This window comes from Microcoleus sp. S13C4 (genome assembly GCF_036700865.1).
Lineage (GTDB): Bacteria > Cyanobacteriota > Cyanobacteriia > Cyanobacteriales > Microcoleaceae > Microcoleus.
The window spans coordinates 73,529-95,246 of sequence record NZ_JAUBPS010000014.1 but is presented as its reverse complement, the minus strand read 5'-3'; the positions used below and the strand labels follow the sequence as shown (position 1 = coordinate 95,246).

Annotated in this window: 18 protein-coding genes, 1 tRNA gene and 1 pseudogene; 13 read left to right on the top strand and 7 right to left on the bottom strand. The window is 44.8% G+C overall.

Annotated features, from left to right (window positions below):
• Nucleotides 1–104 precede the first annotated feature (104 nt).
• Nucleotides 105–416 carry a hypothetical protein gene (locus tag QT996_RS08715; RefSeq protein WP_333045876.1) on the bottom strand — a complete coding sequence of 104 codons (312 nt, stop codon included), beginning with the start codon at nt 414–416 and terminating at the stop codon, nt 105–107.
• Between the two features lie 363 nt (nt 417–779).
• Between QT996_RS08715 and hetZ the strand changes: the two genes are divergently transcribed.
• The 12 genes and pseudogenes from hetZ to QT996_RS08655 all read left to right on the top strand — a co-directional run.
• Nucleotides 780–1,961, top strand: coding sequence for a heterocyst differentiation protein HetZ (hetZ, locus tag QT996_RS08710; RefSeq protein WP_333045874.1), 1,182 nt, complete (start codon nt 780–782; stop codon nt 1,959–1,961).
• A complete protein-coding gene (locus QT996_RS08705) occupies nt 1,954–3,024 on the top strand; it encodes a hypothetical protein (protein ID WP_333045873.1) in 1,071 nt (356 codons plus the stop codon). The genes hetZ and QT996_RS08705 overlap by 8 nt, the downstream gene beginning before the upstream one ends.
• Before the next feature lie 203 nt (nt 3,025–3,227).
• Nucleotides 3,228–5,594, top strand: a complete 2,367-nt coding sequence (locus QT996_RS08700; protein WP_333045871.1) for a DUF3488 and DUF4129 domain-containing transglutaminase family protein — start codon at nt 3,228–3,230, stop codon at nt 5,592–5,594.
• 488 nt (nt 5,595–6,082) lie between these two features.
• Nucleotides 6,083–7,765: a Mu transposase C-terminal domain-containing protein gene (locus QT996_RS08695; RefSeq protein ID WP_333045870.1), complete on the top strand. Its 1,683-nt coding sequence runs from the start codon at nt 6,083–6,085 to the stop codon at nt 7,763–7,765.
• A gap of 3 nt (nt 7,766–7,768) precedes the next feature.
• Complete coding sequence (locus QT996_RS08690; protein WP_333045869.1) at nt 7,769–8,605, top strand: TniB family NTP-binding protein; 837 nt, start codon at nt 7,769–7,771, stop codon at nt 8,603–8,605.
• Nucleotides 8,605–9,108: a TniQ family protein gene (locus QT996_RS08685; protein ID WP_333045868.1), complete on the top strand. Its 504-nt coding sequence runs from the start codon at nt 8,605–8,607 to the stop codon at nt 9,106–9,108. The genes QT996_RS08690 and QT996_RS08685 overlap by 1 nt, the downstream gene beginning before the upstream one ends.
• 385 nt (nt 9,109–9,493) lie before the next feature.
• The gene (locus tag QT996_RS08680; RefSeq protein ID WP_333045866.1) at nt 9,494–11,296 is read left to right on the top strand and encodes a restriction endonuclease subunit S; all 1,803 of its coding nucleotides are present in this window, start codon (nt 9,494–9,496) and stop codon (nt 11,294–11,296) included.
• Nucleotides 11,297–11,300: 4 nt separating this feature from the next.
• Nucleotides 11,301–12,974 carry an AAA family ATPase gene (locus QT996_RS08675; RefSeq protein WP_333045864.1) on the top strand — a complete coding sequence of 558 codons (1,674 nt, stop codon included), beginning with the start codon at nt 11,301–11,303 and terminating at the stop codon, nt 12,972–12,974.
• 23 nt (nt 12,975–12,997) lie between these two features.
• The gene (locus QT996_RS08670; RefSeq protein WP_333045862.1) at nt 12,998–13,600 is read left to right on the top strand and encodes a hypothetical protein; all 603 of its coding nucleotides are present in this window, start codon (nt 12,998–13,000) and stop codon (nt 13,598–13,600) included.
• Between the two features lie 42 nt (nt 13,601–13,642).
• Nucleotides 13,643–13,792 (top strand): hypothetical protein, encoded by a 150-nt coding sequence (locus tag QT996_RS08665; RefSeq protein WP_333045860.1) that lies wholly within the window; start codon nt 13,643–13,645, stop codon nt 13,790–13,792.
• Between the two features lie 19 nt (nt 13,793–13,811).
• On the top strand, nt 13,812–15,275 hold the full coding sequence (locus QT996_RS08660; protein ID WP_333045859.1) for a class I SAM-dependent DNA methyltransferase: 1,464 nt from the start codon (nt 13,812–13,814) through the stop codon (nt 15,273–15,275).
• 135 nt (nt 15,276–15,410) lie between these two features.
• Nucleotides 15,411–15,575, top strand: a pseudogene (locus QT996_RS08655) (IS5/IS1182 family transposase); the annotation flags it as partial.
• A gap of 3 nt (nt 15,576–15,578) precedes the next feature.
• On the opposite strand, the gene QT996_RS08650 reads toward QT996_RS08655, so the two are convergent.
• Nucleotides 15,579–16,007 (bottom strand): MerR family transcriptional regulator, encoded by a 429-nt coding sequence (locus QT996_RS08650; RefSeq protein ID WP_333045858.1) that lies wholly within the window; start codon nt 16,005–16,007, stop codon nt 15,579–15,581.
• 56 nt (nt 16,008–16,063) lie between these two features.
• Between QT996_RS08650 and cas12k the strand changes: the two genes are divergently transcribed.
• On the top strand, nt 16,064–17,992 hold the full coding sequence (cas12k, locus tag QT996_RS08645; RefSeq protein ID WP_333045856.1) for a type V CRISPR-associated protein Cas12k: 1,929 nt from the start codon (nt 16,064–16,066) through the stop codon (nt 17,990–17,992).
• A gap of 950 nt (nt 17,993–18,942) precedes the next feature.
• On the opposite strand, the gene QT996_RS08640 is transcribed toward cas12k, so the two are convergent.
• The 5 genes from QT996_RS08640 to QT996_RS08620 all read right to left on the bottom strand — a co-directional run bounded on the left by QT996_RS08640 (nt 18,943) and on the right by QT996_RS08620 (nt 21,532).
• Nucleotides 18,943–19,024 (bottom strand) — tRNA-Leu (locus QT996_RS08640).
• A 216-nt stretch (nt 19,025–19,240) separates the two neighbouring features.
• Nucleotides 19,241–19,951, bottom strand: a complete 711-nt coding sequence (locus QT996_RS08635; protein ID WP_333045855.1) for a peptidoglycan-binding protein — start codon at nt 19,949–19,951, stop codon at nt 19,241–19,243.
• Between the two features lie 752 nt (nt 19,952–20,703).
• Nucleotides 20,704–21,102 (bottom strand): glycosyltransferase, encoded by a 399-nt coding sequence (locus QT996_RS08630; RefSeq protein WP_333045853.1) that lies wholly within the window; start codon nt 21,100–21,102, stop codon nt 20,704–20,706.
• Nucleotides 21,086–21,349: a hypothetical protein gene (locus QT996_RS08625; RefSeq protein ID WP_333045851.1), complete on the bottom strand. Its 264-nt coding sequence runs from the start codon at nt 21,347–21,349 to the stop codon at nt 21,086–21,088. The genes QT996_RS08630 and QT996_RS08625 overlap by 17 nt, the downstream gene beginning before the upstream one ends.
• A gap of 6 nt (nt 21,350–21,355) precedes the next feature.
• Nucleotides 21,356–21,532, bottom strand: a complete 177-nt coding sequence (locus QT996_RS08620) for a hypothetical protein (RefSeq protein WP_333045848.1) — start codon at nt 21,530–21,532, stop codon at nt 21,356–21,358.
• Nucleotides 21,533–21,718: the final 186 nt, after the last annotated feature.

The following is a 21,718-nucleotide window of genomic DNA, read 5'->3' as shown; positions in this document are numbered from 1 at the left end:
CCATCAAAACTTTATGGCCCAAGTGGCTGATGATTACTTTAATAGTTAAGTCCCGAAAGTATAAATATTTCTAGGATGGAACCCTTGATAGTGTTCAAATCGACTTACATGAACACAGATAATCTTGGGTTTGTTAAATAGCGATAAACCGAATCAAGAAGATGTATATCATGACCTGTGAGCCAGCCGATAATCGCCGATCGTACTTGCTCAACCCTCGATACTAAATTGAACCCACCAAAATTTTGTTCAACCAAGGCTCTTTTTTTCAGTAAAACAAAGCCTTGGATGTGCGATCGTACAACCACCTGAATAATCCATCCCAAGCTATCCATCATCGATTTGAGAAACCGTTGACCGCTGTCACCTCGATCGACTCTAACAAACAAATACAGCCACGCAACCCTTTGTCCCATCTAGTAGACCACCGGGAGAAGCTGTGTGCTCGCTTCACCTTGGGGAACACTTGCTGGTGTGACCCCCACAGCACTAAGCCGAAGCTATCAACGGCAGTGTCGCGTTTTCGCCCCGCCTGAAGGCTTTGTCAAACCCGACCCTCTGATGAATCACCGTTGCAGTACCAACTGTTTAAACCTAGTTTTTGGGGGATGGCGCGTCCAAGACAGATAAAAAAAGCAGTCTTCTGTGTTTGCACTCAAGAGGAGATCGAGGGCATTGCAATTTGTCCTCTCTGGGGAATACGGGGTAAAGTAGCAGTAGGAAAGATTTATCCATACTTTTACTAACTGTGCTACTTTCATTGTTAGCTGTAAACCATCATGCGGGAAATCTGCCAGAGCGTGGAAACCATATTTCAACTGCTGTTAGACGAACTCAAAAAGTCCACTCGCGCGTCTGAGCAGAGCTGCCAGGATGTAGCAGGGCGACTCGCAGCAGAAGTCAACAGGATATGCACTGAAAGCCAGCGGATTCAAGCCTCCGGAGATATAGAAGGTTCAGCCCAGAGCCTCGCTCAGCACCGCTTGCAACAATGCCTCCACTATTACAATTTAGGCTCTGGGCCCGGGCGAGTAGAATTGCACAGTACCCTCAGCGCGATCGTCTATCGCTACATCACTCCTCCGCAGGTCCAGTCTAGCTATCAGGCGCGAGTAGAACTGATCAAAGATTTTTTGCAAGGATTTTATCTCGAAGCTTTAAAGGCATTCCGGCGCGAAACCCAACTGCCACCTACCTACAGTCCCCGCACTCGCTTAGAACTAGCAGAGTACATGGCCTTTGTAGAGCGCTTCGGCAAGCGGCGCATTCCTTTACCTCGGAACCGCAGCCAGCAACTAATTATTTTACGGGCCCAAACCTTTTCCCAGCAGCAGCCCAAAGAAACCTCCGTAGATATGGAACAAGCCGCCGACGGAGGGGCTTCAGATTCCGACCAAACTTGGAACGACACCTCGGTGCACTCGGTGCGGGAAGCGATGGCGGGACAGGGTTCGGCGGCCATTCGTCCGCTAGGCGACGAGTCAGAATCTCTGCGGCAAAACGTGATTGACGAATTAGTAGCTTACTTGAAAGAGCGCAACCAACAAGACTGCGCCGATTACTTCGTGCTGCGCTTGCAAGACTTGCCAACTAATGAAATAGAGTCACTTCTGGGCATAACTCCCCGCCAAAGAGACTATTTGCAGCAGCGCTTCAAGTACCATTTGCTCAGGTTCGCCATGTCGCACCGCTGGGAACTCGTTCACCAGTGGCTGGAAGCAGACTTAGATCGAAATCTGGGTTTGCTGCCTTCTCAGTGGCAGGATTTTGGTGAGCAAATTGGCCCAGAAGGACAGCGTTTGCTAAAGTTGAAACAACAGGGTCTGTCAGAGTCAGCGATCGCCCAAACCCTGGGCAGCACGGTAGCCCAGGTACAGAAGCGGTGGTTTAAATTGCTGGAACTTGCGTGGGAATTGCGAAATCGTTCAGATTCCGGAGAAGGGGCATCTAGTGATGAATAACGAAACGAACAGGGATGCAGAGGCTTTCGATCGCCATTTTTTAGACTGGATATTGCAGGCGCCGATCGCGAATGCCTCTAGCGAAGATGAGGACAACCTCAATCCATCCCCTCGCTCAGAAGAGTGGGGCGACACAGAGGACAATTCCGGGGTGGAATACTGGGAATGGGACGAACCAGACCCGCTGGACTATCAAGTGGGGGCGCACAGCAATGCACCCGCACAACCGCTGATAATTGGAGAAATACCGACCGTGCAAGACCGTTTTCAGACCTTGTTAAAAGAAAGGCTTAGAGCCGAAATTGAATCTAACCCGCCGCTGTTCCCCTGGGAAACAGAATTCAAAAGCTACGACCACGATTACCCAGACGATGTAGCCCCGCAATGGGTTCCCCCCCTACACCTCTGGACTCCCCAACTACAAAATATCAGGTGGGGCCGCCTGCCAATTCCGATCGCCCAAAAGGTTTTTGCTCAACTGCTAGAACCTTGTCAGGAACTGGTAATGTCGTCGCTGCGGGAAGGCTCGAAATTAATTCGCGCTGTAGATGGCTTATTTCCCGGCCAGTCTCAGGAACTCAACGAATTAGCTAGTTTAGTGCTCCGAGGTTCTTTGCGGGGACTTCTAGATTTAGAAGATTTCCCGACTTACGAAGCAGCGAGTACCGATCAACAAATGGTGCTGTCGCTGTTGGCAGCCAGGGAAATCCTTGATTCTCTAACTTTGGATTGTCTTGTGAATCAGCCACCTGTTTCGCGGGAGTGGCTGACGGGTTTGGGTTCGCTGACTCTGGAGGCTCAATACTTGTCGAACCGCAACAGAGAACAACCAATGCCATGTTTAAGAGTTGACTGCCAATTTCCGGGGGCAGGAAGTTTGGAACTCAAGGGAGGAGATGCCGAAGCAACTGCACATCGTCCGAATTCCGGGCATTTAAGTGTGGAGTTGTTTGACCCACAACCGAACAAGACTTATGCTCTAGAAGTTCGATTCCAAAACTTCGAGACCAGACCTTTGATGTTTGCTATTCGTCCAATTTTGGCAACACAAGATAGCAACTAGAAAGGTCTAATTAGAGTAAATAACTTAGGTTTTTACTCGCTGGTTTGACCTCACACACAAACAAATGCAATTTCTCGACTTCTGTCGTGAAAAACGAAAAAGTTTAGATCTTAGTTAAAGCCCCCAGATTAATCTGTGGAGTAAATCTAAAATCTAAAATTTACAATCTACAATCTACTGGTCGTTGACTTGGATGGGTGCACATGACAACTGATAACCTGCGAAATATACCTGTTTTGGGTAAGCTGTGGGAGCAGATTGAGGCCATGCCTCCGCCGGTGATTGAGGATTCTTTACTGCTGCGAATCCTAGTTCAGTTGTTGGTAATTGTGGGAATTGTGGCTACTGACGTTGCTGCTGAAGAAGCCCTGAACCTTTGGGCTGTGCCTGTTAGTATTGTGGGAGCAACTTGGAGTTGGTACCGTCGCCGCGATCGCAATGTAGCTGCTAAGTTCTGCATAGCTATTGGAATGCTGGTGGCGCTGTTCGCTTTTTTTAGCCGCTTGGTGGGAGAATTGAATGATACGCGGTTAGTTTTGGCGCAACTGTTAATCCAACTTCAAGTGCTGCACAGTTTCGATTTGCCTCGCCGCAAGGATTTAGGCTATTCGATGGTAATCGGGCTAATTTTGTTAGGGGTGGCAGCGACTCTCAGCCAAACCTTGACTTTTGGGCCACTGTTGTTGGTGTTTTTGGCTTTAGCACTTCCGACTTTGGTGTTGGATTATCGATCGCGCTTGGGATTTTTGAAGCCAGAAGCCATTGGCGAAAAAGCACAAGGTAAAGGGAAAAATGAAAGCCTGTCGCTATTTGCTGCTACTTTATCCCCAAAGTATTTTGGTTGGCTGCTGCTGATAACTGTCGGGTTGGGGCTGACTATTTTTGCGTTTTTGCCACGCCTCCCTGGCTATCAGTTGCGGACTTTTCCCGTGAGTGCTCCTATTCAATATCAGGGGGAGTTTGACTCGCGCAGCATTCTGAATCCGGGGTATGTCAAAGGGGGAGATAAAAAAGGAACTGGCGGAGGAAGGGGGAGAAACCCAGACAAAGGGCCAGGAGAGGTGGACTCTACTTTTTATTACGGTTTTAACCAGCGCATTAATCAAAATTTGCGGGGGGAAATGAAACCCCAAGTCGTGATGCGCGTGCGATCGCAGGCTGCGGGTTTTTGGCGGGTGTTAGGCTTCGACAAATACACCGGTCAGGGTTGGGAAATTTCTCGCAACGAACAAGCTCAAAAGGTGAATAGACCTCGCTGGTCTTATCAATTTTTTCTGAATCCTTTTCCCAATGCGCCTCGCACTCAAGAGGTAATTCAAAGTTATACTATTGTTGCTCAGTTGCCGAATTTGATTCCGGCTTTAAACAAGCCGAGGGAACTTTATTTTCCGACGACCGATATTGCGGTTGATGCGGAGGGGGGGTTGCGATCACCTGTGGAATTGGCGGAGGGTTTGACTTATACGGTGATTTCTAATGTGCCTTTTCGCGATCGAGCTTTGTTGGGTAAAACTGGTACTAATTACGCGAAAAATATTCGCAAGTTCTATTTAGATGTGCCGCCAAAAATTGCCGCGAAGGTGCGGGCAAAAACTGAGGAAATATTGCTAGCAAGAACGAGAGTAGCTAAGTCTGATAGATCGATCGATTCTCCTTACGAAAAAGCTTTGTATTTGGCTCAATATTTAAAGCAAAATCCGAATTACAAAATAGAAAAAGCTTTGCCTTACTTAGAGGAAAGTGAAGATTTAGTCGAGGGTTTTCTGTTTGGCTACAAAAACACCCAGGGCGGCAAAAAAGTTACAGGTGGATATCCTGACCACTTTTCGACGGTACTGACAATTATGCTGAGGTCGATCGGGATTCCGGCGCGACTGGCGGGGGGTTTCGATACGGGTGAATTTAACCCGTTTACGGGTTTGTATGTTGTGAAAAATACCGACGCTTTCTTAATGACGGAGGTATATTTTCCCAATCACGGCTGGTTTGCTTTTAATCCGATTCCCGGTTATCCGCTGATTCCGGCTTCGGTGGAAGACAACCAGACTTTTAGTGCGCTGGAATCGTTTTGGAAGTGGATCGCGGGTTGGCTACCGACTCCTCTCAGAAGCGGGCTGGATTCAGTTATAGGTTTTGTAATTGGCTGGATCAGTTTGATTGTGGGCTGGTTTGTGGGACAGTTTGCTAAAGGTTGGGTGGGGTTATTTACTGGCTTGATTGCTGCGATCGCCTTTGGCTTTATTGGCTGGTTAATTTGGCAAGTGTGGCGCAAGTGGCGCCACCGCCGCTGGCTGGCGAAGTTGCCTCCGGTGGAGGGGGTTTATCAGGAAATGTTGAAGGATTTGGCGAGTCGGGGTTTTGCCAAGCAGAAAGCTCAAACGCCTTTGGAGTATGCTGAGGCTATGCGCGGTAATCATGCAACTGATGAAGCTGAGGTGATTGATGAAGTTTCGCAGGCTTACGTGCGTTGGAAGTATGGCGGCGAAGCGGGTAATTTGAACCAGTTGCGACAGTTGGTGGAAAATTTGAGGCGATCGCACTTGAAGAAACTCAAAAAGCGCTGGTTTTAAGCGATCGGGCATCCAACTTACTACAGATACTTCCAGTCGGGCCCGCACTCCGACGCTCAGAAACCGATTTTTTTACTCTGACCTGGGGCTAAAACGAAGTATTTTCGTCAAAAAACCCGGTTTCTAGCTACTACCCCGAATTCCTTTGTGACAATAATCTTCCATCCCCATCCAGCTAACCGGGTGTCGAATGTCAAATTATTTGTCCACTTGCCAAATTATTGACCGCTAGCTTTGACCGCTTCACAATCCTTATACAATAAGGCTTTAAGCTATTTTAATACCTTTCTTTGACGACGGGAGACTTTTGACAAATTAGTTGTCCGCTCTTCTATAATTGACAAATTATGTGTCTTTTCTTGAAAACGGCTATTTTTACGAGTTTTTTAAGGATTGACACATTATTGTCCTTTTGCCTTATAATACATAAATGTTTTAATCAAACATTTATGTACCAATCGTTATGCAGCAATTGCTTGGAGGTATAAATGCTTATCCCTTCCTCAGATGAAACAGCTAGCCCTGTTGAAGTTCAGGAAATAGTGACTGAACTCTCAGATGAAGCAAAGGTTAAGCAGGAGGTAATTCAGAGCCTTATGGAACCGTGCGATCGCCGCACCTATGGGCAAAGGCAAAGAGAAGCAGCCCAAAAGCTGGGCGCATCAGTGCGAACGGTGCGACGATTGGTTGCTAAGTGGGAGCAAGAAGGATTAGCAGCTCTTAACCAGGATCAACGCGCCGATAAAGGAAAGCATCGCATCGCCCCTGACTGGCAAGACTTCATCCTTAAAACCTACAAGGAGGGCAATAAAGATGGTAAACGCATTACCCCTGCCCAAGTAGCGATTCGTGTTCAGGCAAGGGCGCAAGAATTAGGTCAAGAAGATTACCCCAGTTACAGAACGGTATATCGCGTTCTGCAACCAATTATTGAGAAACAACAGCAAACCCAAACTGTCAGGAGTAAGGGATGGCGAGGCTCGCGACTATCGGTTAAGACTCGTGATGGCAAAGATTTATCCGTGGAATACAGCAACCATGTTTGGCAATGTGACCATACCCGTGCAGATGTGTTGTTGGTAGATCGAGATGGTCACACTCTAGCTCGTCCTTGGTTTACAACGGTGATTGATACCTATTCTCGCTGCATTGTGGGCATTAATTTGGCCTACGATGCACCGAGTTCTCAGGTGGTAGCGCTGGCATTGCGCCATGCAATTTTACCGAAGCAGTATGGCTCAGATTATCAACTCCATTGCGAATGGGGGACTTATGGCAAACCTGAACACTTTTATACAGATGGCGGTAAGGATTTCCGTTCTAACCATCTGCAACAGATTGGGGTGCAGTTAGGGTTTGTTTGTCATTTACGCGATCGCCCCTCTGAAGGTGGTATTGTTGAGCGTCCTTTTGGCACTTTTAACACTGAATTGTTTTCGATGTTACCGGGATATACGGGTTCAAATGTGCAAAAGCGACCAGAAGAAGCCGAGAAAGAAGCTTGTCTGACGCTGCGGGAATTAGAACAACTGCTGGTGCGCTTTATTGTTGATAAATACAACCAGAGTGTTGATGCCCGAATGGGCGACCAGTCGCGGTTTCAACGGTGGGAAGCAGGGTTGATTGCTGTTCCCAATCTAATTTCTCAGAGAGATTTAGATATTTGCTTGATGAAGCAGACGCGGCGCTCGATTTATCGAGGTGGCTATTTACAGTTTGAAAATTTGACTTATCGAGGCGAAAATTTGGCAGGATACGCTGGAGAAAGCGTGGTGCTGCGATATGACCCTAGAGACATTACAACAGTCTTGGTCTATCGAACTGAGGGCGATCAAGAAGTATTTTTAGCTCGTGCGTATGCTCAAGATTTGGAGACAGAGCAACTGTCTATAAATGAGGCGAAAGCTAGTAGCCGCAAGGTTCGGGAAGCTGGGAAGGCGGTTAGTAACCGTTCGATTTTGGCTGAGGTGCGCGATCGCGACACTTTCGTCACTCAGAAGAAAACGAAAAAGGAACGCCAAAAGGCTGAACAAGGTGAACTCCGTAAGGCAAAACAGCCTGTATCTATGGAACCGGAACCGGAGGAAGTGGTATCGAACAACAGTGAAGCTGAACCAGAAATGCCGGACGTATTGGATTACGAACAAATGCGCGAAGATTACGGGTGGTAAAAAATGACGAATCAAGAAGCCCAAGCAGTCGCTAAGGAATTAGGCGATATTCCCCTTAATCAAGAAAAAATTCACGCGGAAATTCAAAGATTGAACCGCAAGACTTTTGTGCAGTTGGAACAGGTTAAAATTCTCCATGACTGGCTCGAAGGAAAGCGACAGTCTCGGCAGTCGGGGCGAGTTGTGGGCGAGTCGAGGACGGGCAAAACTATGGGGTGTGATGCTTACAGGTTACGGCACAAACCTCTTCAGCAGCCGGGACAGCCGCCAACGGTTCCCGTGGCTTACATCCAAATTCCGCAAGAGTGTGGCGCGAAGGAATTGTTTGGGGTGATTCTTGAGCATTTGAAGTATCAGGTGGTTAAGGGAACGATCGCCGAAATTCGCGATCGCACGATGCGGGTGCTCAAGGGGTGCTGCGTGGAGATGCTGATTATTGATGAAGCCGATCGGTTTAAGCCTAAGACGTTTGCTGAGGTGCGCGATATTTTTGATAGGTTGGAAATTCCGGTGATTTTGGTAGGAACCGATCGCTTAGATGCGGTGATTAAGCGAGATGAACAGGTTTATAACCGTTTTCGGTCAAGTCATCGGTTTGGTAAGTTGTCGGGGGAGGAGTTTAAGCGGACGGTGGAGGTTTGGGAAAAGAGGGTATTGCTGTTACCTGTGGCTTCTAATCTTTCTAGTAAGGCGATGTTGAAGACCTTGGGGGAAGCGACTGGAGGTTATGTGGGGCTATTGGATATGATTCTCCGGGAGGCGGCGATTCGGGCTTTGAAGAAGGGGTTATCAAGGATTGATTTGGAAACTCTCAAAGAAGTTACTGGGGAGTACAAGTGATGGAAGCGATCGATATCCAGCCTTGGATGTTTCGGGTGGAACCGTTGCAGGGTGAGAGTTTAAGTCATTTTTTGGGGCGGTTTCGACGGGCGAATGAGTTAACGCCGACTGGGTTGGGTAAGATGGCGGGGTTGGGAGGCGCGATCGCCCGTTGGGAAAAGTTTCGGTTTAATCCGCCTCCTTCTCTTCAGCAGTTGGAGGCGTTGGGGGTGGTGGTGAGAGTTGAAAGGGAACGGTTACAGGAAATGTTACCGCCTCCTGGGGTGGGGATGAAGTTAGAGCCGATTCGGTTGTGTGGGGCTTGTTATGCCCAGTCGCCTTGTCACCGGATCGAGTGGCAGTTTAAAGAGATGCAGGGGTGCGATCGGCATGGGTTGATGTTGCTATCGGAATGTCCCAACTGTGGGGCTAGGTTTAAGGTTCCGGCTTTGTGGGTGGATGGGTGGTGTCAACGGTGTTTTCTGGGGTTTGCTGAGATAGCAAAGTATCAGAAGGCGATATAACGAAACTTAGTTGATCTCGTCTTCAGCAGGAACGATAGAGAAGCTAAAAAGCGACCCAACTAAACTAGCTCCGTTATAGGTGTAGCAGGCTTATGCCCATCTGGATAATTTTAAGGGCAACGCACAGCACAATCAGTTAATTGCTATAGTTTCACTTACAGGACTTAGGCACAGCCTCTACATTTGGTTTTTTGTGGGGCCATCCCCTCGTGTTTGCGTAAGTCCTGACTTATTCGTTGTTTTGGTGGTATTAATTCTAGTATCATTTCTTATGGCGATAATCTAAGGTACAATTTTTAAACTTGCTTTTTTAAACATCACTAAGTAAGGGAATGCTCCGAAATTTAATGAAGAACAAACGACAATGAGGTTTTTGCAGCGTAGAATGAGTGAAATACAATTGTGGACAATCCCTACAAATTGGCAATGGGCAACCATTGCAGATATTGGTGAAGTTGTATCTGGTGGAACTCCATCTACTAAGAATCCATCATTTTGGGGTGGTGCTATAAACTGGATTTCACCTGCCGATCTCTCAGGGTATAACAATAAATTCATTTTTAAAGGAGCAAAAAGTCTGACCGAAACTGGATTAGAGAACTCGTCAGCAAAGCTGATGCCAGCAGGCAGTATCCACTTTTCATCACGAGCTCCTATTGGATACGTCGTTATTTCTAAAACCAATATTTCTACAAATCAGGGTTTCAAGAGCGTTGTACCCGCCAAAGGCATATTTAACGAGTATGTTTATTATTTTCTTAAAAGCGCAAAACGAATTGCAGAAGAAAGAGCGAGTGGGACTACATTTAAAGAGCTATCAGGTAAGGCATTTTCTGAGTTACCAATACCAATACCACCTGTTGACGAACAACATCGAATCGTTGCAAAAATTGACGAACTTTTTTCTGAGCTAGATCAAGGTATTGAAAGTCTTAAAACCTGCCGTGAACACCTCAAGGTTTACCGCCAAATGGTACTAAAACACGCCTTTGAAGGTAAGCTAACTGAACAGTGGCGTAATGGTCATGCAGACCAACTAGAAACTGCCGAGCAATTGCTAGCACAAATTAAGGAGAAACGTGAACAACGCTATCAGCAGCAGTTAGAAGAATGGAAAAAAGCAATTCAAACGTGGGAAGAAGCCGGTAAACAAGACAAAAGGCCTAGTAAACCTCAACAACCTACACTCCCACCCCCACTTACAAAGCAGGAGTTAGCAGAACTGCCTCAACTTGCATCTGGGTGGTGTTGGGTTAGACCAGAAGAAGTGTCTTCACCAGAGAAATATTCAATAGGAATTGGTCCGTTCGGTAGCAATCTTAAGGTGAGTGATTACGAGCAGGGTGGAATTCCTCTGATATTTGTAAAAAATATTACAAATAATGATTTCACTTTAGACCTTAAATATATTTCTCAAAAAAAGTTCCAAGAATTACAAGCTCATACCGTAAAACCTCTTGATATAGTTATTACGAAAATGGGTGATCCGCCTGGAGATGTGGCAATTTATCCTAAGAGTTCTCCTGTTGCTGTTCTCACTGCTGATTGCTTGAAATTTAGAGTATGGTCAGATTTTGTAGAGAGAAATTATTTTAAATATTGCATCGAATCTAATTTAATCAAAAAGCAACTAGGGTTTATTACTAAAGGTGTTGCTCAAAAAAAAATAAGCACTGAAAGATTTAAAAGGTTGTGTTTCCCTCTACCTAATAGGGAGGAACAAAGCAGAATTGTTATGGAAATAGAGAAAATTTTTTCTACTGCTGACACCTTGCATATCGAGATAACTAATAATCTCGAAAAAGCCGAAATTTTACGCTATAGCATTTTAAAAAAAGCCTTTTCAGGTCAACTTGTACCACAAGATCCTAATGAAGAATCAGCAAATGTTTTATTACAGCTTATTCGTGCTGAACGAGAAGCTATAATAAAACCAACTCGTAAACCTTTTAAAAATAGGAAGAAGGAGATAGACACGGTGGCAGATTTAATAAGCGTACTTGAATCCGCGCCTGCTTGGTTAAGCGCTCAAGATGTCTTTCGTCAATGTGGCATTAGTGATGGAGCAGAAACAGAAGCTATCGAAAAACTGTATCTTGAGCTTCGTGATTTAGCGAAGGAAAAACTCATTGAAGTAGAACGGCGTGGTGATGAAGACTGGCTGCGTATTTCTCTAGTAAAGGAGTGAAATTATGCGTCTAGATCGGTTATGGATTGGCGAATTTAAAAACTTGCGCGATGTCTCGATAAATTTCGATGAGGGTCATTGGGTAACTGTCGTTATTGGTTGGAATGGTACGGGGAAATCCAATGTACTAGAAGCACTAGCAACCCTATTTCGCGATCTAATAGTAGGCAGTAACGAGAATAAAGAAGAAAACAAACCGTCTTTTTCCTATCGTATTGCATATCGTTGCAGAGGCAATTCTATCTATATAGATGCAGATCAAAAGCGGGTTAAGGATGCTTACAAAATCTATGTAAAACCTATTAGTGATAGCGAACAACCTACAAACCTGGTTCAAATGTCCTTGCTAGAAGATGAGCCTGAAAATTCAACTAAGAACTGGGGTAAGCAAATTGTTATAAGTCATTTTATGAGAGACAAAGAGCAATACTTACCAAAGTACATCTTTGGCTATTACTCAGGCCATAGTTCACGTATGGAAGAAGTTTTTCGTAAGTATTTAGCGGATTATGACAAAGCTCTTCGCAATGGTAAAGAGCCTGGACTAAGGAGATTATTCTATGCACTGCCGATACATAGCCAATTTGTATTACTTGCGTTCATTATTCAGCAAGATAACATTGTTCGTAACTTTTTAGATAACCAATTAGGTTTAGATCCAGAAAGCGGTATTGACTCAGTTTTGTTTGTATTACGCCAACCGCCCTGGAATTCTAAAGTTGGAGATCCTCGTTTTTGGAATGCACGAGGTGTAGTCAGTGATTTTTTAGCTCGACTTTACGATGTTTCATTAGCCCCAATTCGTATTAAACGTCGTGTTGATGCTTCTTTGTGGAATAAAAAGAGTATAGAATTTTTATATCTCTATGTTAAGGATATGGAGGCATTGCGAGAGCTTGTAGGAGAAAAACATCCTAGAGAATTTTTTCGTGACATAGAAAGCACTTATGTTTCTGAATTGATTGAAGAGGTAAGAATTCGAGTTAAGCTGCGGAAAAATGATGGCTCAGTTACATTCCGAGAGCTAAGTGAAGGCGAACAGCAACTTTTAACAGTTTTAGGTTTGCTCCGCTTTACAGCCGAAGAAGAAAGCCTATTTTTGCTTGACGAACCTGATACTCACCTTAACCCAGTTTGGAGTGTAAAATACCTAGATTATTTAAAGCAATTTGTGGGGATGGGAGATGTCAACCAAGAAACAACTCATGTACTATTAACTACGCACAATCCATTAGCAATCGCTGAGTTAGTTAAGGAACAAGTACAAATTCTTAAGCGCAATATGGATAACCTGGAGATTAATGTTAGCCCACCAGAAGAAGACCCACGCGGTATGGGGTATGCAGGTATTTTAACAAGTGATATGTTCGATTTACCAGCCTCACTTGACAATTATACATTGAGTTTGTTAGCTCGTAAAAGAGAATTGTCACTTGCAGAAACTCCATTAGACAATACTCGAAAAGAAGAGTTAAAAAAACTCAATGATGAGTTAGAAAGCTATGGCTTCCGACATGAAGCTCGAGATCCATTATTTACAGAATATCTTCGCGCTCGTCATGATTATCAAAAAGCTTTAGAAGAACAAAGATCAAAAGAAGTTTTACCTACAGAAGATCAGCGTAAGGTAGCATTAGAGCTTATGAAAAAAATTATGTCAAAGAATAAGGATTCCTAAAAAATTGTATGCGCTACATAAATATGGATTCAATTGTACTGCCTAATGAGTGGTTAGCTAACTCTCAAAAAGCAACTAGAGAAGTTGATCAAGGTGCAGACATAGATGATTTTTGTAAAGTTTGGCAGGATTTAAAGCCTGAGCTAGAAAAGCTTGTTGGTAAAAAATGCTGGTATTGTGAAGCAATTCAGTCCCGTTCTGATAAAGATGTTGAGCATTTTCGACCTAAAAAGAAGGTTTGTAACGTAAAGCCTGATCATGATGGTTATAGATGGCTAGCTTTTAATTACACAAACTATAGATACTCATGTGGATATTGTAATAAACGCCGCAAGGATTCGGGAAATAATAATAGATTAGGTGGAAAAGGCAACTATTTCCCACTAATAGACGAGAATAAAAGAGCCTATAAACCCGGTGATGAAGTTTACGAAAGACCTAAATTGCTAGATCCTTGTGTGGAAGCAGATGTTAAGCTATTGGACTTTAATGATGATGGAACTCCATGCTCTGTAACTTCAGCAAATCAAATTGACCGGGATAGAGTAGAAGAATCGATTAAGCTTTATCATTTGCATCACAGCGAAATAGTTGAAGAGAGAAAAAAATTAGCCCATATCTTATAACATTTTATAAGCGATGCTGAATACGATTTCCAAAAAATTGCTGTGGGAGATAAGGAAGCAATTGATAGGTTTGAAAAGAAGTTAAAATTTCTCAAAGATGCTATAAATATAAAAGCGCAATTTTCATTATTTGCCGAACGTTATATAGCAGGCAAACGTAATTTAGAATGGATTCAGTTAGTTATTGAGTAAAGATATAAAAATATTGCAAATGACAACATCACAAATCATTGCCAAAATTTGGAGCTTCTGCAATGTTCTACGAGACGCAGGTGTGAGCTACGGTGACTACCTGGAACAACTCACCTATCTCATCTTTCTGAAAATGGCAGATGAGTATGCCAAGCCGCCTTATAACCGCGACGTTGGTATTCCCGCTAAATATAACTGGCAAAGCTTAAAAACAAAACGTGGTGCAGAACTTGAAGGTCACTATATTGAGCTTTTGCGTGAACTGGGGCAGAAAAAAGGAATGCTCGCTCATATTTTTATTAAGTCCCAGAATAAGATTCAAGACCCAGCAATGTTGTCTCGTGTAATTGACATGATTGACAACGAAGCTTGGGTGACAATGGGTGCAGATGTCAAAGGCGATATCTACGAAGGACTCCTGGAAAAAAATGCTGAGGATACTAAATCGGGCGCAGGGCAGTATTTTACACCACGAGCATTGATCAAAGCTATGGTTGAGTGTGTCCGTCCAGAACCAAAAAAAACTATTGCTGATCCTGCTTGTGGTACAGGTGGTTTCTTTCTAGCTGCGTATGACTTCATAGTTAACCATCATTCACTTGATAAGTCACAAAAACAGTTTCTCAAAAATAAAACGTTCTACGGTAATGAAATTGTTCCCAACACGCGCCGCCTGTGCTTAATGAATATGCTCTTGCATAACATCGGTGAGATTGATATTGAGCCAACTATCTCTCCCAATGATTCATTAGCAGCAGATACTGGACAACCCTTTGACTATGTGCTAGCCAATCCTCCCTTTGGCAAAAAGAGTAGTATCACTGCTAATAACGAAGAAGGTGAGCAGGAGAAAGATGATTTTACCTACAACCGACAGGACTTTTGGGTTACTACTTCCAACAAACAGCTAAACTTCGTGCAGCATATCCGTACTATGCTAAAAACCAATGGTAAAGCGGCGGTAGTAGTGCCAGATAATGTGCTTTTTGAAGGAGGCGCAGGGGAAACTTTACGCAAAAAGTTGCTACAAAACACTGATTTACACACCATTCTACGCTTACCTACTGGCATTTTTTATGCACATGGCGTAAAAGCAAACGTGCTGTTTTTTGACAATAAACCTGCTCGTAAAGACCCTTGGACTAAAGATGTGTGGTATTACGATTATCGCACTAATATTCACCACACTCTCAAGAAGAAACCCTTACGCTTTGAAGACTTGAAAGACTTTATCCAATGCTATAACCCCTTAAAGCGCCATGAACGTATGCAAACTTGGCATCCAGAACACAGTCCTGACGGTTCTTGGCGTAAATTCAGCTATGAAGAAATTATGGCGCGAGACAAAACGAGCCTAGATATCTTTTGGCAGAAAGATAAGAGCTTGCTTGATCTTGATAACTTACCAGAACCAGACGAACTAGCATCAACAATAGCTGAAAATTTAGAAGCAGCATTGAACAGTTTCAGGTTGTTGATGTAATGATATCTAACTAGGGCTTGCTGAATAATGAGCTAAAGGTTTACACAGCAGGCCCTAGATGATAGCGCGCTCGAACCGCAAGTGCAAGAGAAACAGCTAAAATAGTACATAACCCTTGCACCACCGTTGACCAGAGTGTATAGAAAAGTTGACCCCGGCGGCACCGCACCAGAAAGTTTTGAATTCCCTCACGGGGGAAAATTAGCCTCAGACAACCGTTGGGTGATGATGGCTCAACTAATACCGTGGTCGGAATTTGAAGTAGAATACGCTCAAAATTTTGCCCTGTCTATGGCAAGCACTCTACCCCTTCACCTTTTCACGCAACCGCCCATAAATCACATCTAACCAAACCGGCACTACAAACTTACCCTCAGCCCAAGCTGCTACTACTTTTTCCACATCGAACTCTACCAACTTAGCCGCTCCTTCCTGTGATTCTTTGACAAAAATTAACCGTTTTTGCTCCCGATCGCTCAAAAGCCCCGGATACTGCTCCTTAAGCGTCTTCAGCACTTCCCGCGCCACCTCAAAGGTAAAACCCACCGACAGCCAATAAACCATCGCCGCCAACTCAACCAAATTTCCCTCAGAGTAGTAAATACTCCTCCCCGTCCCCGTTTCCGTAATCACAGGGACAACCATCCCACTCTCACGCCAATACTGCAACTGACGTAACGTACAGCCTGCAATCTCAGCCGCCTGCTTACTCGTAAAAAAGCGCTCTTCCATGAAACTCATTCTACAGGAGCGCTGATTTATACATTTATGTTAGTATTGAACCATTAATGTTAACAACAGCGATGAGTCAAATCACCATCCAGTGTCGCCTAATCGCCAACGAGCCCACCCGCCGTCAACTCTGGGAATTGATGGCAGACAAAAACACGCCCCTAATTAACGAACTACTGGCTCTCGTAGCCAATCACCCCGACTTCGAGACATGGCGACAAAAAGGCAAACTTCCCAGCGGTACAGTCAAACAACTGTGTCAGCCCCTCAAAACCGATCCCCGTTTCATCAGTCAACCTGGACGGTTTTACCTCAGTGCCATTACTGTTGTGGACTACATCTATAAAGCATGGTTAGCAGTGATGAAGCGGTTGCAATACCAACTAGAAGGGAAAATCCGCTGGCTAGAAATGCTCAAAAGCGATGCCGAACTCGTAGAAAGTAGCGGTGTCACCTTAGAAAATCTCCGCAGCAAAGCTACTGAAATTTTGGCTCAATTAACCCCCCAGTCCGACTCGGTTGCATCTCAACCACCAAAAGCTAAAAGTAAAAAAACGAAAAAATCCAAAGCCTTAGATAGCAAGCCGAATGTATCTAACATCTTATTTGATGCTTATCGCAATACAGCAGATATTTTGAATCTATGCGCCATCAGCTACCTACTCAAAAATGGCGGCCAAATCAACGATAAAGAAGAAGACCAAAAGAAATTTAGCAAACGTCGCCGCAAAGTCGAAATTCAGATTCAACGCCTCACAGAAAAGCTAACTGCTGGAATTCCCAAAGGTCGAGATTTGACCAATACTAGATGGTTGGAGACATTAGCCGAAGCTACATCCTGCGTTCCCCAAAACGAAGCTCAAGCTAAATCTTGGCAAGATAATCTACTCAAAGGATTTAGCCTCGTGCCATTTCCGGTCATTTATGAAACTAACGAAGACCTGACCTGGTTTAAAAAGGTTTCAGGTCGTCTCTGTGTTAAATTTAGCGGCTTAGGCGAACATACATTTCAAGTCTATTGCGACCAACGCCACTTGCACTGGTTCCAACGATTTTTAGCAGACCAAGAAATTAAGAAAAACAGCAAAGATCAACATTCCAGCGCCTTGTTTACTCTCCGTAGTAGTAACCTTGCATGGCAAGAAGGAGAAGGGAAAGGAGAGCCGTGGAACCTTCACCATTTAACCCTCTACTGTTCTGTGGATACCCGCCTGTGGACTGCCGAAGGAACAAAACAGGTAAAAGAAGAAAAAGCTACCCAAATCGCTAAAATCCTCACCAGAACCAAAGAGAAAAGCGACCTAACTCAACAGCAAGAAGCCTTTATCAAAGGCAGAAATTCCAGCTTAGCTAGAATCAACAATCCTTTCCCCCGTCCCAGCCAACCTTTATATAAGGGTCAAGGTAACATTTTAGTGGGCGTTAGTCTAGGCTTGGAGAAACCTGCAACCGTAGCCGTAGTAGATGCGATCGCGCACCAAGTTATTACCTACCGTAGCATCCGCCAGCTACTCGGCGAGAATTACAAATTGCTTAACCGACAACGCCAAGCAAAACACTCGTCATCCCATGAACGTCAAAACGCCCAAAGACGAGGCGCTTTCGATCAATTTGGAGAGTCTGAGTTAGGTGAATATATCGACAGATTACTAGCTAAAGAGATTGTAGCAATCGCGCAAAAATACAAAGCTGGTAGCATTGTTTTACCCAAGCTCGGCGATATGCGGGAAATAGTTCAAAGCGAAATTCAAGCCTTGGCGGAACAAAAATGCCCAGAATTTATAGAAGGACAGCAAAAATATGCCAAACAATATCGCGTCAGTGTTAATCAGTGGAGTTACGGCAGATTAATCGACTGCATTCAGACTCAGGCAAAAAAGCTTGGCATTGCGATCGAACAGGGGCAGCAGCCAGTTCGAGGTAGTCCCCAGGACAAGGCGGAAGAGTTGGCGATCGCAGCCTATGACTTACGTTCTAAAGCTTAATTGACAATGCCCGAACCTTGAAACTAGAATAGTAAATAGCGCCGCTGGTCATGCTTGCAAAAGCCTCTGAACAGTGATAAATGAGGGTTAGTTTGACTATAGGAACATGGTCTTGCTTTCTGGCCCTGGTAGCTGCCCACCCCGATGCTGCTGTCCCTTGGGGACAGGAATTAGGTGCGCCCCCAGTAATAAGGGTGCGGGTTTACCGCAGTGGTGGCTACTGAATCACCTCCGACCAAGGAGGAACCCACCTTATTTTTTTCGTGAATCCAAGCGGGAGCGAAATCCCCAAGAGGTTCACAAATCTTCTGAAATTGATAGCCAGACTAAGTTTGGGCTTTTTCTGGGATGGTCAACCCGACAAGTTACGACAGTTTCCGAAGCTTACGAAATTGTTTCTGGAACTAGCGTGCAGGTAAGGGTTTAAGCTCAAGTGAGTTTCAACGACCATCCCGACTAGGGGTGGGTTGAAAGTAGAAGCTCCAGTCGTTGCGGGTAAAGGTTGCAAGTTTCAACGACCATCCCGACTAGGGGTGGGTTGAAAGATTGGTATGTGACTGAGGCAAAACTAATGAACGATGGTTTCAATCACCATCCCGACTAGGGGTGGGTTAAAAGTTCTTCGACGAGTTTGATGCGATCGCCAGTAGTAGAGTTTCAACGACCCTCCCGACTAGGGGTGGGTGGAAAGTTCTATTATTGCGACTGAAGAGATCGCAGCAAGCCATCGGGTTTTTGCGATGGTTGTAGGTGGGTTGAAAGAAGGTTCAAGTTCTTTTTTACTCTCGTAACCAAAGTCGTCTATAAAAGTACCTTGTATTTGTCAAACGGACAGCAATCTGTCAACGCGGACAAATAATTTGTCAAACGGACAGCAATCTGTCAACGCGGACAAATAATTTGACACTCGACACCGGGTGGGGTTTTTGCTTTGGGAATACAATTTGCTATGCGGATAAAAGGACTTGAACCTTCACTCCTTTCGGAACCAGAACCTAAATCTGGCGCGTCTGCCAATTTCGCCATATCCGCATTTTGACATTCAATTACTATAGCACACAATAGAGCGATCGGTCAATCAATTTTAGATTTTAGATTTTAGATTGAAGGAAGCGACCCACGGATAAATTCCCAGGCTAATGACCAAATTGCTCGATCGCCCAACATCGAGAAACCCGGTCATTGTTGGACACCGGGTTCAATCATGAGTTATGGCCACAGCAATTTTCCGTATTTTTCACTCGTCACTTACTTTTGGCCCAGCGCTTTCCAGGTTGTTTCGTCCACCATGCCGTTAGCCGTCAAACCCTTAAATTGCTGAAAATTCTTGACAGCCATAGCAGTGCGAGCGCCAAAAATGCCGTCGATCCGGCCCGGATCGTAACCCTGTATTTCCAAACGCACCTGTAGCGTCTTCACCTTGGAACCGACAGCGCCTTTATTTAGAAGAGTTGGAGGATTGCCGGGAACAGCAGCATTGCTCAGAATTGGAGCATTGCTCTGCACAGCTTCAGGAGCTGGTGCCGGATCTGCTGCTAAAGCTGTCCAAGTTTCTTTGTCCACGATGCCATCTGCCTTCAACCCCTTAGACTCCTGAAAGGCGCTCACAGCCGATGTGGTGCGAGAGCCATAGGAACCGTCGATCGTCCCCACCTTGAAATTGTGCACCTGCAACCGTTGCTGTATGGCTGCAACTTCTGGCCCGTCAGCTCCCGCCGAGATAGTTTTTTCCTTTTTCACTGGCGGCTGCTCGCCCGCGTAAAAAGGCTTGTTAAACATATCTCCTTGGGAATTTCCCTCCGGCGATGCTGAGGCACCCGGATCGGCGGGAGCCGTAAAGTCTCTGCGGTACTGTTCCTGCACCAAGGGTTGGGACTCGAAAGCAGCAGTTGCCTTTCGAGTTAAGCCGGGAGCGAGCAGAGCGATCAAGCTGAAAATCGTAACAGTAGTCACACGCATAAATTTCATCCTGTTAGTGAGGTTTGACAAGGTTTCGCTATTTTCAAGTTTCTAAATCTAATTGTATTACCCGGACTGCTTTCTGAAACATATAGCAAAAGGAAGAAGGAACAAGGCCCTTTCACTTCGCGATCGGGTAACAAGAATTCCGAGAAAAGGGGTAATAGACCGCATTGGTTTGAGCCATTAAGAAAGGTCTAACCTTCTGGTGCGGTTGCTATATCTGCCCCGGTCTCTAAAATTTCGGCAATGGGGACACCAGCACTCAGAAGTTGCTAGTTGGAAGTTACCTGTTAGAAGTAGGGGCCGGTTCGCACTATTCCTAATAAACCCGGTTGATTCCGAGATGTTTTGTTACCAAAGCCCATATTTTCGTATAAACCACATCTTTTAGCCTCAGTCTTATGGTACAAAACCAGCCGTCCTTCACAAATCGTTAGAGGCATCTTTTGTACAAAGTTGAGCTATGAAAGGCGAAGCTTTTTCCTTTAATCCCCCCGTAATATCAACTCCGGTAGTATCGGAATTATTAAACCCCTCTTGACGCAGAGGATACAGAGAAAGGGAAGAGAGAGATGAATAATTCCGATACCAACGGATTTGATATATAGCAATCCTCGCATCATTTGTGAATTTCTTACTCCCTCCCCTTGATAAGGGGAGGGTTGGGGTGGGGTCAAAAATTTACGACTCCTGCAAGGATTGCTATAAAAAGCAAAACTCGGCAGTTATCGGCTGGCGTGTTCTGCCAATCAAGCCTTCGCTTTCGGCTTGTAAATCAGATAAAATAGCGATTCTATGTAGCGGAGCATATCTTCGCGGTTTTCCTTGAACGAGTAGTTCCAAAAACCGTAAGTCCGCGCCCGAGTCAGCAGCTTGGTAGTGTGAATTTTCCAGGTATATGTGCTGTAAAATCGGTCAATTCCGCGCGTTGAAATTTCATACCAAGAGTTGGGATTGTGTTCGCATTTAGATAAAAAATCTAGAATTTTTTGGGTAGTCTCCTGGTGGTTAGTCGGGTTGATATAAAACCCATTTACGCCATCTTGAATAATTTCCAGCGGGCCACAAAACTGGGTCCCGAAAGTGGGAATACTTGTAATCATTGCTTCGATAATTGTCAAGCCGAAAGCTTCAAATAAGGCTTTCAAATAAGGCTGGCTGAACAAATATACCTTGGGTGTCAGCGATTACCCGGTAGATTTCGCCGGACAGGCTTTTGGAAAGCCTCACTCCCAGCCAGCGAATTTTAGCGTGAAGGTTGTATTGGTCGATAATTGCGTAGAGCTTTTTAATTTCTTCGGCTTCTTCATAGTCTTCGGTTTCTTCGACCCGCAGCTTGCCCGCAACTAGAATTAAGTTGCATTTTTCTTGTAATTCCTGGCTTTTTCCAAACAATTCTGCTTAGCCTGTCATATTTTTAATGCGATCGAGCCTGGCCATCGAAAATAAAGGGCGCTTGTGCGGGTCGTCGAGTTTTCCAAAGACTTGTTCCGGGTCTTCTAGAGTAAACAGCAATTCGTTGAGCCGATCGCGATTGCCTTGCACCCGGTCTTCGATCCGCGGGTAGGGAAAGTACACACTTTCGTTAACTCCCGGCGGCACGACGTTGAATTTAGGGAAGATTGATAAAACTGTTCGGGCTTTTCGTATTTGGTGCAGTAGGCAACAAAAGTGTTAACTATATCTATATCGTTTCGTAGTAAATATTTATTCTCCAAGGCGCGCAAATCGCTGGTCAACTGTCGCAAGTCGGTTTTTTCGTCG